Here is a 14718-nt window from a genome sequence, read left to right as displayed (position 1 = left end):
TACGGGAGCGTGCGCGCCGGTCAGATCTCGACGCGGACGTCGTAGTCGGACACCCAGGTGTTGAACTCGACCAGGCGTTCCAGGACCGCGCGGGCACTCCAGGGGCCGCCGACCGTGAAGGCGCCGGCGGGCCGGTCGAGCAGTCGGCGCACGTCCTCCTCGGAGACGATGGCGAACACCGGGGCGTCCTCGGTGAGGATCTCCTCGACCTTCTGCCGCAGGGCGAGCTCGTACCGGTGGTCCTGGGTCGAGGGGTACGGGTTCTTCTTGCGGTCGAGGACCGAGTCGGGGAGCACGCCGCGCATCGCCGCGCGCAGCAGGCTCTTCTCCCGGCCGTCGAAGTTCTTCATCGCCCAGGGGGTGTTGTAGACGTACTCGACCAGCCGGTGGTCGGTGAACGGCACCCGGACCTCGAGGCTGACCGCCATGCTGATGCGGTCCTTGCGGTCCAGCAGGAAGTTCTCCCACCGGGTGACGTTGAGGTAGGTCAGCTCGCGCATCCGGGCCTCGAGGCCGCTCTCGCCGGGCAGCCGCGGGACCTCCTCGAGCGCCTCGGTGTACCGCTGCTTGACGTAGTCGGTGAGGCCCAGGCGGTCCCACAGCCCGACGTCGCGCAGCGCGCCGATGCCGCCGGCCTTCTCGAAGGGGTGGTGCCAGGGGAAGCTGTCGAGCTCCACGGCCTCCTGGTCGTGGAACCAGGTGTAGCCGCCGAACAGTTCGTCGGCCGCCTCGCCCGAGAGCGCCACGGTCATGTGCTGCTTCAGGGCCCGGCAGAGCAGGAAGAGGGAGTACTCCATGTCGCCGGTGGAGACCGGCAGGTCCTGGGCGCGCAGCACGGCGCCGCGGACCTCGGGGTCGAGGATGTCCTCGTTGTTCAGCTCGACGATGATGTGCTCGGCGCCGACCTGCTCGGCCACCTCGATGGCGAACGGGGTGTCCGGGTCCTCCCACTGGACGTTGGCCTCGAAGCGCTGCTCGTGGCCCACGAAGTCCACGGAGAAGGCGTGGATCGGCTCGGTGATGCCGCGCCGGGTCCGGGCGGCCGCGGCGAGCGCGGTGACGGCACTGGAGTCGAGGCCGCCGGAGAGCAGGGTGCCGACGGTGACGTCCGCGACGAGCTGCCGGTCGACGATGTCCTCGAGCAGGGACCGCACGTGGGCGATCGTGGTCTCCAGGTCGTCGGTGTGCTCGCGGGCCTCCAGCTTCCAGTAGGTCCGGGTGCTGGTGCCGCTGCGCGAGAACCGGACCGTGGTGGCCGGCAGCACCTCGTGCATGCCCTTGAACACCGCGTGGCCGGGGGTCTTGACGATGCTGAAGATCTCCCGCAGGCCCTCGACGTCGACGACCGCCTCGACCTCGCCCTGGGCCAGGATGGCCTTGGGCTCGGAACCGAAGATCACGCCGTCCGCGGTCGGGTAGTAGTAGAGCGGCTTGACGCCCATCCGGTCGCGGACGAGCAGCAGTTCCTCGGTGCGCGGGTCCCAGATCGCGAAGGCGTAGATGCCGTTGAGGCGCTCGGCGAACTCCTCGCCCCACTCCAGGTAGGCCCGCAGCACCACCTCGGTGTCGCTGGAGGTGCGGAACTCGTGTCCCAGCGCCGCCAGTTCCTCGCGCAGCTCCTGGAAGTTGTACACCTCACCGGTGTACGTGATGACCGGGAGGCCGCCGTCCTCCGCGGCGGCCATGGGCTGCCGGCCACCCTCCAGGTCGATGATCGCGAGCCGACGGTGGACGATGAGCGCGTGCTCCGAGGTCCACACCCCGCCGGCGTCCGGGCCGCGGCAGATCATGGTGTCGTTCATCGCCTCGGCGATGGCGACGGACCCGCGGAGGTCACGCCCGAAACTCACCCATCCGGCCATTCCGCACATTGAATCCAGTTCCTTTCGTCGAAAGCCGGTGGGCGATCAGATATCCGCTGCGTCGTAACACAGGACGTGCCGCGTCAACTGCACCCGACTGGACACGTCGAGTTTCAGGAACGCATTCCTCACGTGGGTGTTGACCGTATGTGGAGAAACCATCAGTTCTGCGGCCACGGCGCGGTTGCTCATTCCGATCGACACCAGACGGGCCACCTGAACTTCAGCCGGCGTCAGCGCTTCCCAGCCTGACTTCGGCCTGCTCGGACGAGCCTTCCCCGTCGCCTTGAGCGTCTGCATCGAATCGCTTTCCGTTTCACTGCTGCGTTACGAGTTCGGCATCGTGGCCTCGCTCTGCTGCCACGCTGACGTCCGCGTTTCGGCGGGCGATCACGGGTACCAGAATGCCCTGCCGCGCGATCCGTCAGCAATCCGTAATGCCATACATCGGCAGAACTGCCGGAGAGTGTCAGATGCCGGGCGCAGCGTCAGGTGTCCGGCGCAGCGTCAGATGCGGGAAAGGTCGTCACGGTCGCGGAATTCCGTCGGGTCCGCCGCACGTCGGCACCTCCGCCGGAATGCGTCGGGTCCGCCGGAATATGTCAGGTCGAGCGAACCGGGCGAACGCGACGGAGGGGGCCGCGGCATCCGCGACCCCCTCCGCACGGCGCGTCACCGCGCCGCGGTTGCCACCCCCGCCTTGGTCAGGCGGTGGCACCGCCGTCGATCACGTGGTCGTGCCCGACGACGTAGCTGGACTCCTCCGAGGCCAGCCACAGCACGGCGTTGGCGATCTCCTGCGGGTCGGCGACCCGGCCCAGCGGCACGGTCGGGGCCAGCCGGGCGTCGCGCTGCTCACGGGTCTCGCCCGGGAGGTAGGACATCGGGGTGTCGATCGGGCCGGGGCTGATCGAGTTGATGCGCACGCCCTCCTTGATGTACTCGAGCGCCGCGGTGCGGGTCAGGAAGCTGACGCCGGCCTTGGAGGTCGAGTAGGCGCTCATGCCGGCCAGACGCCAGTGGGCGCCCAGGTTGGAGGCGGTGTTGACGATGACGCCGCCGCCGTTGGCGGCCATGTGGGCGGTCTCGTGCTTCAGGGCGAGGAAGACGCCCGTCAGGTTGACGGCGAGCACCTTGTTCCAGACGTCCTCGTCGTGCTCCCCGATCGGCGTGCCGCCGCCCAGGATGCCCGCGTTGTTGAAGGCGACGTGCAGACCGCCGTGGCGGGCGACGGTGGTGTCCACCATGGCCTTGACGCTCTCGGAGCTGGTGACGTCGACGAGGACGCCGGAGGCCTTGCCGCCCTCGGCCTCGATCAGCTTGATCGTCTCGTCGACGCCCGCCTGGTTGACGTCGGCGACGACGACGGTCGCGCCCTCCTTGGCGAAGGCCACGGCCGCGGTCCGGCCGAGCACGCCACCGGCGCCGGTGACGAGGACGACCTTGTCGGTGAAGCGGGCACTCATGGGAACTCCCTTGTATCAGTGTGATGTTGCGTGGTGCGTTGGCTTGAGAGGTCAGTGACGCGTCGCGGACGTCAGTGACGGGTGGCGGAACCGGCCGGGCCGTCCGCCGGCCCGGCGCCGGCGGTGTCCCGGGACCGGGAGGAGTCCGTCGCGCGCTGGAGCAGGACCAGCCCGGCGGCGACGGCGAGCGTGACGGCGGCCGTGCCGAAGGCGAAGCCGTACCCGCTCGCGTCCGCCGCGGCCCCGCCGCCGTGGTCGGCGGCGTACGTGGCGGCGAGCGGCACGAGGACGGCCAGGCCGAGCGGGGGCCCGACCTCCATGGCGGTGTTCACGATCCCGCCGACGAGGCCGGCCTCCTCGGGCGCGGTCCGCTCCACGGCCCACACGGTCGCGCCGGAGAAGGTGAGTCCGGCGCCGACCGGGAAGAGCGTGACCCCGGCGAGCAGCGGACCGAAGTACGACGAGTGGGCGTCGAGCGTGCTCAGCAGCCCCATGCCCACCGCCCCCAGGGCGAGCCCGGTGGCCGCCAGCCCACCGGGTCCCAACCGACGCGCGGCCGGGCCGCCGACGACGGCGGTGAACACCACCGCGAGGACGGGCGGGAGGAAGGCCGCCGAGGTGCGCAGCGGTGAGTAGTCCAGCGTCTTCTGGAAGTAGAGCGCCAGGACGAAGAAGTACGTCGCCATCGAGGCGGCCGTCAGGCCGATGGCGAGCAGCGCCGCCAGCCTGCGGGTGGACGCCAGGAGGGCCGGCGGCACCAGCGGCCGGGACGACCGGGCCTGGACCACCGCGAACAGGACCAGGACGACGGCGCCGAGGCCGATCCACAGCCAGTCCGACTCGCCCAGACCGTAGATGAACGCGGTCAGCCCCGCGGTGATGAGCAGGGCGCCCGGCAGGTCGAGCCGTTCGGCCCGGCGGGCGGCGCCGGTGGGCAGCAGCCGCGAGCACAGGACGATCACCGCCGAGACGACGGCGGGCGCGACGAACACCCAGCGCCACTGCACCCAGGAGAGGATCAGTCCGGACAGGACGTTGCCGCTGCTGGCCCCGATGCTGGCCAGCACGCCCCAGACCGCGAGTGCCCGGGTGCGCCGAGCCGAATCGGGGTACACCGCACCGAGCAGGGCCATCGCCGAGGGCGCCGCGAGCGCCGCGCCGACGCCCTGGGCGAACCGGGCCGCCACCAGGACCCAGAGGGTGGTGGCGGTCGCGGCGGCGAGCGAGGCGGCGCCGAAGACGGCCACGCCGGTGACGAACACCCGCCGGTGGCCGAGCAGGTCGGCGAGCCGGCCGCCCAGGACCAGCAGTCCGCCGAACGACAGGCTGTAGGCCGAGGTGGCGAAGACGAGGTCCTGGTCGGTCAGCCCCAGGTCCCGCTGGATCGCCGGCAGCGCCACGGTGATCACGGTGATCGTCGCGATGAGGGTGACCTGGACGGCACCCAGGAGCGCGAAGGAGGGCACAGGTCCCAGCCGGGGTGGAGCTGGTGCCGCGGAGCGGTCCGTAGCAACGGTAACCATAATCGACTACTCATTCCAATATGTGGGCAGAGTGGGCACGAGTTGCCTCGCACTGACGCCGGACAGAAGCTAGCACAGCTTGAACGATCGATCCACTATTCCGCAGGATGCCGCCCTCTCCAGCCGTAACGGGAGGTACCCGGCGCGCCGAACGTGGCGCAGGAAACCGCGCGAGGACATCGCACATTCATGCGATGTCCTCGCGCGGCCGGTCATCGAGACTCGGGGGTGACCCACGCATCAGGGAGGCATTGCCACATGGACACTTTCAGCTGGACGCTCCCCGTCGTCGGCCCGGGCGAGAACCCGGTCCGGCCGAACGCCGACCAGGTCTGGGAAGGACTGGTCCACAAAGCGGAGAACCCCAGCCCGTACGTGCCCGCCGTAACGGCCTGCCGGGTTCTGGAACGCTTCGACGACGGTTTCCTGCGCGAGATCACCGTTCGCGACACCGAGCGGGTGCACGAGCGCGTCACCTTCGAACCCGGTGAGCGTGTGGTCTTCCGCCCGACCGACGACCCCTGCATCGAGCAGATCGTGAACGAGCTCGGCAAGGACGAGAACGGGCACCCCACCCTGACCCTGCGCGTCACCCTCAGCCCCGCCGGGGTCGAGAAGGCCGAGCAGACCCGCTACTTCCTGCACGAGACGAAGCGCTACTTCTCGGACGCGCTGCAGTTCATCGTCGAGGGCCTCGTCGAGCGCCACGGGCGCTGACCCCCCGGACGGGTCCCCCGATCCCTCCCCCACAGGACACCGGAGCACGCGGGCCACGCCCCTCCCGCCCCCCGTGGACCGCGGCCCCACTCGATCTGCCAGCAATCCGGAAGAGGAGAACCACACGATGTCAGGCCACTCCCGTCGCTCGTTCGTCAGAGACGTCGCGCTGGTGGGCGGCGCGGCGGCCGTCCTGCCGGCGGTAGCCGCGATACCGGCCGCCGCCGACCAGACGGACACCCCGGCCACGACCACGGACGTGACCCCGGCCTCGGCCACGACCGCCGAGCCCGTCGTCGCGATCGGCCCCGCCGACCGCCGCTACCCCGACGTGACCTGGGGCAGCAACCGGCGCTGGGTGGGCACCCCGGACACCGTCCAGCTGGTCAGCACGGCGGACCAGGTGCTGGCCGCCGTCCAGCAGGCCGTGAACAGCGGCAAGGGCTTCGCGGTGCGCAGCGGTGGCCACTGCTACGAGGACTTCGTCACCAACAACGGCGTCCGCACGGTCATCGACCTGGGCGGCCTGAACTCGGTCGGCTACGACGCGACCCGCCGGGTGTTCTGGGTCGAGCCCGGTGCCCGCCTCGGCGAGGTGTACAAGAAGCTGTACCGCCAGTGGGGCGTCACCCTGCCCGGTGGCAGCTGCCCGACCGTGGGCGTCGGCGGCCACGTCGCGGGCGGCGGCTACGGTCCGCTGTCCCGCAAGCACGGCCTCATCGTCGACCACCTGTGGGGCGTCGAGGTCGTCGTCGTCGACGCGTACGGCCGGGCGTCCAAGGTCGTCGCCACCCGCGAGGCCAACGACCCCAACCGCAGCCTGTGGTGGGCCCACACCGGCGGTGGCGGCGGCAGCTTCGGCGTGGTCACCCGCTACCTGTTCCGCTCGCCCGACGCCACCGGCACCAACCCGGCCGACCAGCTGCCCAAGCCGCCGTCCGAGGTGCTGATCGCGAACGTCACCTGGAACTGGGCCGACCTGAACGAGACCTCGTTCTCCCGCATCCTGCGCAACTTCGGCCAGTGGTACGAGGCCAACAGCGCGCCGGACTCCCCGTACGCCACGCTCTTCAGCCAGCTCAAGCCGCAGCACATCTCGGCCGGTTCGTTCTCCATGACGACCCAGATCGACGCCTCGGTGCCGAACGCCGACGCGCTGCTCGACGCCTACCTGGCCGCCGTCAACGCGGGCACCGGTGTCAACTACCAGGTGACCGACCGCCGCAAGATCTCCTGGCTGCACGCGGTCACCCAGTGGCCCGGCTTCACCGGCACCGACACCTCCACCCGCTTCAAGGCCAAGTCGGCCTACATGCGGCGCGGGTTCACCGACGCCAACCTCCAGGCGTTCTGGACCAACATGACGCGCAGCGACTACTCGGGCCCCGCGTCGCTCGTCATGATCACCGCGTTCGGCGGCAAGATCAACACCGTCGGGACCTCGGACACCGCGACCGCGCAGCGCGACTCGATCCTCAAGCTGCACTACGTCAGCTTCTGGACCGACGCCGCCGAGGACGACGCGCACGTGGGCTGGGTGCGGTCCCTCTACCAGGACGTGTACGCGGCCTCCGGCGGTGTGCCGGCCTCCAACGCGGACACCGACGGCTGCTTCATCAACTACGCCGACGCGGACCTCGTGGACCCGCGCTACAACGCCTCCGGCATCCCGTGGTCCGAGCTGTACTTCAAGGGCAACTACCGGCAGCTGCAGTCGGTCAAGGCCCAGTGGGACCCGAAGAACCTGTTCAGCCACTCGCTGTCGATCAAGGCGGTGTGACCATGGCGTCGCGCGTTCCGTCGTCCGACGACCGCGCCGGCGCCGCCTCGGGCGCCGAGTGGTCACGTCGGCGACTGGTGGCGGGCGCGGCGGCGCTGGCCGGCGCCGCCTCGCTCCCGGTCGGCGCCGGTGTCGCCGCGGCCTCCCCGGCCACGGGCGGCGAGGCCGCGGCCGCCGGAACGGCGCAGCCGGCGCCGTTCCCGGCCACCTCCGTCCGCCCCGCCGACGCCCGCTACCCCGACCTGGTCCGCGGCATGAACCAGCGCTGGTCGGCCCGGCCGGACAGCGTGCGGCTGGTGGCCGACACCGAACAGGTCCGCGACGCGGTCCAGCAGGCGCTCGACGCCGGCCAGCGGCTCACCGTGCGCAGCGGCGGCCACTGCTACGAGGACTTCGTCTACAACGACGCCGTCAAGACGGTCATCGACCTCTCCGAGATGACCGAGGTGCGCTACGACGAACAGCGCCGCGCCTTCGAGGTCCAGGCCGGCGCCACCCTCACCCACGTCTACGAGCGGCTCTACAAGGCCTACGGCGTCATCGCCCCGGGCGGCGTGTGCTACTCGGTGGGTGTGGGCGGGCACGTCAGCGGCGGCGGCTGGGGCATGCTCTGCCGCCGCGACGGCCTGATCGTGGACCACCTGTACGCCGTCGAGGTGGTCGTCGTGGACGCCCGGCGCCGGGCGCGGGTCGTGGTCGCCACCCGGGAACCGGACGACCCCAACCGCGGGCTGTGGTGGGCGCACACCGGCGGTGGCGGCGGCAACTTCGGAGTGGTGACGCGCTACTGGTTCCGCTCGCCGGGCGCGACCGGCAGCACGCCCGGCGCGCTGCTGCCCAAGCCGCCGGCCGAGGTGCTGCTCAGCGCGGTCTCCTGGTCCTGGGCGGACCTCACGGAGCAGTCCTTCGTCCGGCTGGTGCGCAACTACGGTGCCTGGCACGAGGCGCACGCCACGGCCGGCGGCCCGTACGACGGGCTGTCCGCCAACCTGAGCCTGAACCACCGTTCCAACGGTCAGATCGGTCTGCTGACCCAGATGGACGCGACCGTGCCGAACGCCCGCGGTCTGCTGGACGCGTTCCTGCAGGCGGTCTCGGACGGCGTGGACGCTCCTCGCGGCGCGGTCACCCGCCCGCTGGGCGAGCACGGACCGATGCCGGAGTTCGCGACCCCCCGGGTGCTGCCCTGGCTGCAGGCCACCCGGTACCTGGGAGTCACCAACGCGGTCCTGGTGGACCCGACCCTGCGCGGCGACCAGAAGTCCGCCTACGTGCGGCGCAACCTGCCCGAGCAGCAGATCTCCACCATCTACCGGCACCTGACCCGGACCGACTTCGCCAACCCGAACGCCATGGTGCTGTTCAGCTCCTACGGCGCGGCGGTGAACTCCGTCCCGCGGGACGCCACCGCCCAGGTGCACCGCGACTCGGCGTTCAAGCTGCTGTACCAGACGTACTGGCACCCGGCCGAGGAGGACGACGCCAACATCGGCTGGCTGCGCGACCTCTACGAGGACGTGTACGCCGACACCGGTGGCGTGCCGGTGTCCGACCGGAACACCGACGGCTGTTACGTCAACTACCCGGACATCGACCTGAACGACCCGAAGCACAACCGGTCGGGCCTGCCCTACACCACGCTCTACTACGGCGAGAACTACCCGCGCCTGCAGCGCGTGAAGGCCGCCTGGGACCCGACCGACTTCTTCCGGCACGACCAGTCCGTCAAGCTGCCGGGCTGACCCCGGAAGGCTGTTCCGGAAAGACGATCCGGAAAGGCGCTGCCCCCCGCTTCCCGAAGCGGGGGCAGCACCTTTCTGGATTGTTTGGTCCATTTGCTGTTAGCCTCATCGCATGGCCAGAACCAAGGAATTCGATCCCGACGTGGTGCTGCAGCGCGCGATGGACCTGTTCTGGGAACGCGGCTACGAGGCGACCTCGATGGCCAACCTCGTCGAGCACCTGGGCATCGGCCGGGCCAGTCTGTACGACACCTTCGGCAGCAAGCACGACCTGTACCTGGCCGCCATGCGGCGGTACCTGCGGGGCAGCGAGGCCGGCTTCGTCACCGCGCTGGCCCAGCCGGGCCCCGCGCTGCCGGCCGTGCGCGCCTTCGTGGAGAGCTGGGTCCGGGACGCCCTGACCGATCCGAACCGCCGGGGCTGCCTGGTGGTGAACGCGGCGGTGGAGCTCTCCCCCCGCGACCCGGAGGTCGCCCGCCAGGTCGAGGTGAGCTGGAGCGTCGTGGAGACGTCCCTGGTGTCCTCCCTGCTGCGGGCCCAGGCCCAGGGCGAGCTCGCCGCCGAGAAGGACCCGTACGAGATCGCCCACTTCCTGCTCGTGGTGATGCAGGGGGTGCGGGTGATCGCGCGGGGCGCGCCGGACGCCGAGCGGCTGGGCGCGGCCGCCCGGCTCGCACTGGCCGCGCTGGACTGACCGCCCCTGGCCGCTCCCACGCTCGCATGCCGAAGCCGGTGCCCGCTGACCACCGTCAGCGGGCACCGGCTTCGGGTTTCGGTCAGGCGGCCCCGGCACCCTCCGCCGGTTCACCGAACCAGCGCCGCAGCGCCTCGGGCAGCCCCTCGGTGCCCGATCCGCCGAACGAGCTCCAGGCCGCGTAGCCGTCGGGACGCAGCAGGATGGCGTCCACGGGCAGTTCCTCCTCCGGGTGGGCCGTCACGACGTCCACCCGCCCGGCCCATCCCGCGGCGGCCCGCCGCACCTCGGGCCGGTCCGCCAGGTCGAGCAATACCGGCCGGCCGGTCCACAACAGCGCCGCCAGGGTGGTCTCGCCGTCGGCCGTCTTCAGCCGCGTCTCGGGGATGAAGCGCCCCGCCAGCCGGTCCGTCGCGGGCCGCCCGACGTCGTAGCCGATGTCCGCGCCGCTGACCATGCCGGCCAGGTAGGCGTTGACCTCCGGCACGCTCATCAGATCGCCGAACAGCCGGCGCAGGGAGTCGGTGGCCGGGCCGGGGTGCATCAGTGCCACCTGGGCGCGGACGTTCTCCAGCACCCGGGCGGCCACCGGGTGCCGCTCCGTGTGGTAGGTGTCGAGCAGCCCGGCGGGCGCCTCTCCCCGTACGTGTGCGGCCAGCTTCCACGCCAGGTTGACCGCGTCCTGCAGGCCGGTGTTGAGCCCCTGGCCGCCGGCCGGGAAGTGCACGTGCGCACTGTCCCCGGCCAGCAGGACCCGCCCCGCGCGGTAGCGCTCCGCCTGCAGCGCGGCGTCGCTGAACCGGGAGAGGTAGCGGGGCTCCGACATCTCGACGGGGTGGCCGACGATCCGCTCGACCTCCGACCTGAACTCCTCGAAGGTGACCGGGGAGGAGCGGTCGGGATGCGGGCCGCGGAAGTCGTACGTGCCGACCCGGCTGTGACCCGAGGGGCTCACCCAGAAGATGGTCCAGCCCCGCGGGGTGCGCTGCCAGCCGCTCGGCGCACCGAGCGGATCGGCCAGCACGACCTCCCCCATCAGGCAGGAGATCGTCGGCAGGGTGCCGACGAAGTCGATGCCGGCCCGCTTGCGCACCACGCTGCGGGCCCCGTCGCAGCCCACCACCCAGCTCGCCCGCAGAATGTCTTCCGCACCGCTCTTCTGACGGACCGTCAGTTCCACCAGGCGGTCCGACTGCGCCACGTCGGTCACCTCGGCGCCCCGCACGATCCGCACGCCGGACAGCGTGGCGCGCCGCGCGAAGACCTCCTCCGCGTAGGCCTGCGGGCTGCCGACCAGCGCGGGGAACTCCTCGATCACCGGGGCCAGATCCAGCTGCGGCAGACCGCCGAAGTGGAACGGCACGTGCCGCTGCGGGCTCCGCCCGGCCACGTACCGGCCCGGCTGCACGGCCTCCAGCAGTCCCCGCCGGTGCAGCGTCTGCGCGGTCCTGGCGTGCAGGGTCCCCGCCTTCGACTCGCCCGAGGGTTCCGACTCCTTCTCCAGCACGGTCGTACGGATCCCGTACAGCGCCAGTTCGCCGGCCAGCAGCATGCCGACCGGACCGCCGCCCACGATCACCACGTCCGCGTCCACGCCATCGGCCGTGTCCTGTGCCAAACCCGTGTTCACGGCCTTTGGACTCCTGTTCATCTAGCAGTTCGCTCCCGAGGAGCCGTCCGAATCGGTCAGGCGAGCAGGCGAGCAGACCATCAGGCGATCTGCAGGTGGTCGCCGATCGACAGCTCCACTTCCTGGTCGTGCACCGCGGACAGGGTCACGATGCTGTGGGCCACCGCGCTGAGGGTGGTGTGCCGGTGCCAGCCCCCGTAGGTGCGGCCCTTGAAGTCCATCGCACCGACCTTGGTGCTGATGTCGGCGAAGTCCTGTTCGACGCGTTCGGTCAGGCGCCCCAGTCGCGCGACGTGGACGGCCGGCGCGTCGGTCATGTTCGACAGCCACAGCTCGCGCGCCTTGCGCTCCCTGGTGCACTGCGCGCCGACCAGTCGCAGCGGCAGGCCGGCCCCGGGCAGCGCGACGTCGACGCTGCTGATCTGCGCGGTGCGCTCGCCCGGAGCGGTACGGCCCACCCAGCGGACCGGACGGCCGCCGAGCTCCGTCCCCTCGGCGAGGTGCTGCGCCGCCAGCGGCCGGACCGCCCGGCCGTCCCGCACCGCGTTGTACGGGACCAGCCGGGTGGCGCCACTGATCCGCAGCACGAAGCGGACCTTCGCCGCCGACAGGTGGCACACCAGCGCCCGGGCGTCCTCCTCGCGCGCCTCCACCACCACCGGGCGGGCCTGCAGTCGCCAGCCCCTGGCCAGCTCCAGCACGGCCGCCGCCGCGGTCGGGACGTCCCCGTCGTCGATGCCCGCCGACTCCGGGATCTTCGCGCGCCGCTTGCGCTCGGCGTCGGCGAGCCACTCCCCGGTCAGCGCCAGCCGTGAACTGACCGGCGCGCTCCGGGTGTCGTTGGCCAGCCAGACGCCGTACGACCGCTGACTGTTGACGACCCGGCCGAGCTGCAGGTCGAAGGACTCGGTCACCCCGACGGTGTGTTCGCCGGCCTTGAGGACCACCATCGGCTTCACCACCCACGCCAGCGGATCCAGGGCCTCCTCGAGGTCGGCGGCCAGCGCCCTGCGCACCGGCCGCCAGTCCCACGACGACTTGCTGATGAAGTGGTGCAGCCGCTGCTCGACCGCGGCACCGCCGCCGGCGATCGACGCGATCGACCGCATCGACTTGCGCGTGGTGGGCGACAGTAGTCCCGAGATGTACAGTTCGCCGTTCTCCCGCTGGTCGCGGCGCGGCAGCGACATCAGCATGCGTCGGCTGTACTCGGTGACGAAGTCGTCGGCGACCTCGTGCCAGACGATCTCGCGCGCATGCTGAGACATGTGGATGTGCATGTTCATGCCAAGTATCCCCCTCCGCAGAACACCGGACCGCGCCACCGCCGCACGATTCCCGGAGCCCCCCCATCATCGGCAGGCCTATTTGAACATACATTCTTGTTTAGTCGCCATGATAGGCCCGTCACACACCTCTTGACGAACCCCGTACGACCAGGAGGTGCCGGCTCGTCCCGCTCCCCCGGCATCGACTTAACGCCTAATCAGGGGCACTTGACGACCTCACAGCCGAAACAGCCCTGCGGCGGCGCCCCGTCGGCAGACCCGCCGCCGGTCCGTTCGAGGGCGCCTCGAAAGCCCATTATCAAACCGACCGTTCAACTCAGAATAGGGTTCGCGAAGTTGTCAGCGAGCGTTCACGCTGGGCAACAATCCGGGCCCGGCGGTCACCCCCGACCGACCCAGGCCCCACCTCCGGACCATCAGCCCCCACCGGCCGCCCACCACCACCCACCTCCCCTTTCCGGGTTCGGAGCCGACCGAATCATCCAGGGCGAGTGGGTCGACACCCAGCCACCCATCGCTCACGGCAAGTCACCGATCTCCACCTGCAGGCGCCACCGGATCACCTGACGCCCCGGCCGGATTCGCCAGGTATCGCTCAACTCGCCCAGCGCACAGAACAATTGCGGGACAGGGTGGTGAAATCTACGAGAACGCCCCGAGATTGGTCACTTTCCGTGGTGAAGTCATTACCCTGGTCGGGCCATTTCGCGCCGCTCCACCCTGGCCGACCAACCCCGAGACACCCCTGGGGGAATCTCGGATCCCGGCGACCATCCAGGCATTTCCGGCCGGTTCGCATTCGACCGTTCCACCCGGTCACGGAAGGCCGGAAGTCGGCACGCCGGCGGTCGAAACGATGGATCGGTCGGTCTCGTTCGCCCGCTGCCCCGGCGGCGGTGCCGGCCGCGCATGCTCCCCCGCTCCTGGCCGGTGCGAGCGCACCACTCGCGGACGCGGCCGCGTACCGTACGGTGTGGGTCCATGGACCAGATAGCTCCCCTTGACGCCCGCCGGTGCTACACGGCGCATCATCCGGTGCACGCCGCCTACTACTTCGCCCCGGAGCACGACGACTGGTACGGCCTGCTGGGCCTGGACCGCGGTCCGATGGCGTACCTGGCCGGGCGCTCGGCGCCGTTGGGGAGGCCCGGTCCGGGCCTGGTCAGCGCGGTGTTCTACAACTTCAGCCCGGAGCTGATCGCCCGCTGTCTGCCGCGCGCGTGGGAGGCGGCGGCGCCCGAGCGGGTGTTGGAGACCAGGCTGCGGATCGTGGACGCCTGCCTCACCCGGCTGCTGGGCCCGGAGGCGGTGGCCTCGGCCGCGATGGTGGAGGCGGCGGAGCTGGCGATGCGGGCGGTCGAGGGCTGCACCGGGGCGGGCCGGCCGATGTTCGCCGCCAACGCGGACCTGCCGGTCCCGGACCGGCCGCACCTGCGGCTGTGGCACGCGGCGACGCTGCTGCGCGAGCACCGCGGCGACGGACACATCGGCCTGCTGGTCGATGCCGAACTCGACGGCCTGGAAGCGCTCGTGACGCACAGTGCGACCGGCGCGCACTGGAAGCCCTCCTTCCTCCAGCCCCAGCGCGGCTGGTCGGCGCGCGACTGGGCGGCCGCCCAGCAGCGGTTGCGGGCGCGCGGACTGCTGGACGAGAACGACGAGCTGACCGCGCGGGGGCAGGAGCTGCGACGCACCCTGGAGGCCGAGACCGACCGGCTGGACCTGGCGCCGTACCGCCGTCTCGGCGCCGATGGCACCCGGCGGTTGACCGAACTGGCCGGGGCGTTCTCCCGCACGGTGCTCGCCCGCGACGGCATGCCGCTGGCGCAGATCGGCAAGCGCTGAGCGCGGATCGCTGAACGCGGATCGCTGAGCGCTCAGCGCGGATCGGGCAGCAGAACACGGACGGCGGCGGCCCCCGGACCGTTCCAGCTTCGAGTCGGTGGGCTGGCTCGGCGAGGACGTCTGGATGGCGCACTGCGTCCACATGAACGACTCCGACATCGCCAAGTTCG

Annotated in this window: 11 protein-coding genes; 5 read left to right on the top strand and 6 right to left on the bottom strand. The window is 71.1% G+C overall.

The genetic code is table 11. The annotated features are described in order from the left end of the window. Positions 1-20: 20 nt before the first annotated feature. The 4 genes from asnB to ACWCYO_RS29170 form a co-directional block, all read right to left on the bottom strand. Positions 21-1871 carry an asparagine synthase (glutamine-hydrolyzing) gene (gene asnB, locus ACWCYO_RS29185; RefSeq protein WP_270142603.1) on the bottom strand — a complete coding sequence of 617 codons (1851 nt, stop codon included), beginning with the start codon at positions 1869-1871 and terminating at the stop codon, positions 21-23. 36 nt (positions 1872-1907) lie between these two features. Beyond that, entirely contained in the window at positions 1908-2162 is a 255-nt protein-coding gene (locus tag ACWCYO_RS29180; protein ID WP_449785867.1) for a helix-turn-helix domain-containing protein, read from the bottom strand. A gap of 404 nt (positions 2163-2566) precedes the next feature. Then, on the bottom strand, positions 2567-3328 hold the full coding sequence (locus ACWCYO_RS29175; protein ID WP_449785866.1) for an SDR family NAD(P)-dependent oxidoreductase: 762 nt from the start codon (positions 3326-3328) through the stop codon (positions 2567-2569). Positions 3329-3399: 71 nt separating this feature from the next. Further along, on the bottom strand, positions 3400-4794 hold the full coding sequence (locus ACWCYO_RS29170; protein WP_449785865.1) for an MFS transporter: 1395 nt from the start codon (positions 4792-4794) through the stop codon (positions 3400-3402). 315 nt (positions 4795-5109) lie between these two features. Between ACWCYO_RS29170 and ACWCYO_RS29165 the strand changes: the two genes are divergently transcribed. The 4 genes from ACWCYO_RS29165 (at position 5110) to ACWCYO_RS29150 (ending at position 9784) form a co-directional block, all read left to right on the top strand. Next, positions 5110-5568 (top strand): SRPBCC family protein, encoded by a 459-nt coding sequence (locus ACWCYO_RS29165; RefSeq protein WP_270142610.1) that lies wholly within the window; start codon positions 5110-5112, stop codon positions 5566-5568. A 127-nt stretch (positions 5569-5695) separates the two neighbouring features. Further along, on the top strand, positions 5696-7348 hold the full coding sequence (locus ACWCYO_RS29160) for an FAD-binding oxidoreductase (RefSeq protein WP_449785864.1): 1653 nt from the start codon (positions 5696-5698) through the stop codon (positions 7346-7348). A 2-nt stretch (positions 7349-7350) separates the two neighbouring features. Continuing rightward, on the top strand, positions 7351-9090 hold the full coding sequence (locus tag ACWCYO_RS29155; RefSeq protein WP_449785863.1) for an FAD-binding protein: 1740 nt from the start codon (positions 7351-7353) through the stop codon (positions 9088-9090). A 112-nt stretch (positions 9091-9202) separates the two neighbouring features. Beyond that, positions 9203-9784: a TetR/AcrR family transcriptional regulator gene (locus ACWCYO_RS29150; RefSeq protein ID WP_270142614.1), complete on the top strand. Its 582-nt coding sequence runs from the start codon at positions 9203-9205 to the stop codon at positions 9782-9784. A gap of 82 nt (positions 9785-9866) precedes the next feature. Here ACWCYO_RS29150 and ACWCYO_RS29145 read toward each other — a convergent pair whose 3' ends face one another. Then, positions 9867-11414: an FAD-dependent oxidoreductase gene (locus ACWCYO_RS29145; RefSeq protein ID WP_449785862.1), complete on the bottom strand. Its 1548-nt coding sequence runs from the start codon at positions 11412-11414 to the stop codon at positions 9867-9869. 80 nt (positions 11415-11494) lie between these two features. Next, positions 11495-12682 carry an IS701 family transposase gene (locus ACWCYO_RS29140; protein WP_270142617.1) on the bottom strand — a complete coding sequence of 396 codons (1188 nt, stop codon included), beginning with the start codon at positions 12680-12682 and terminating at the stop codon, positions 11495-11497. 1002 nt (positions 12683-13684) lie between these two features. Between ACWCYO_RS29140 and ACWCYO_RS29135 the strand changes: the two genes are divergently transcribed. Beyond that, positions 13685-14548 carry an SCO6745 family protein gene (locus tag ACWCYO_RS29135; protein WP_449785861.1) on the top strand — a complete coding sequence of 288 codons (864 nt, stop codon included), beginning with the start codon at positions 13685-13687 and terminating at the stop codon, positions 14546-14548. Positions 14549-14718: the final 170 nt, after the last annotated feature.

The sequence above is a fragment of the Kitasatospora sp. NPDC001683 genome, from assembly GCF_053596495.1.
The sequence above is the reverse complement of the archived record's forward strand: the minus strand, read 5'-3'. Positions and strand labels throughout refer to the sequence as shown.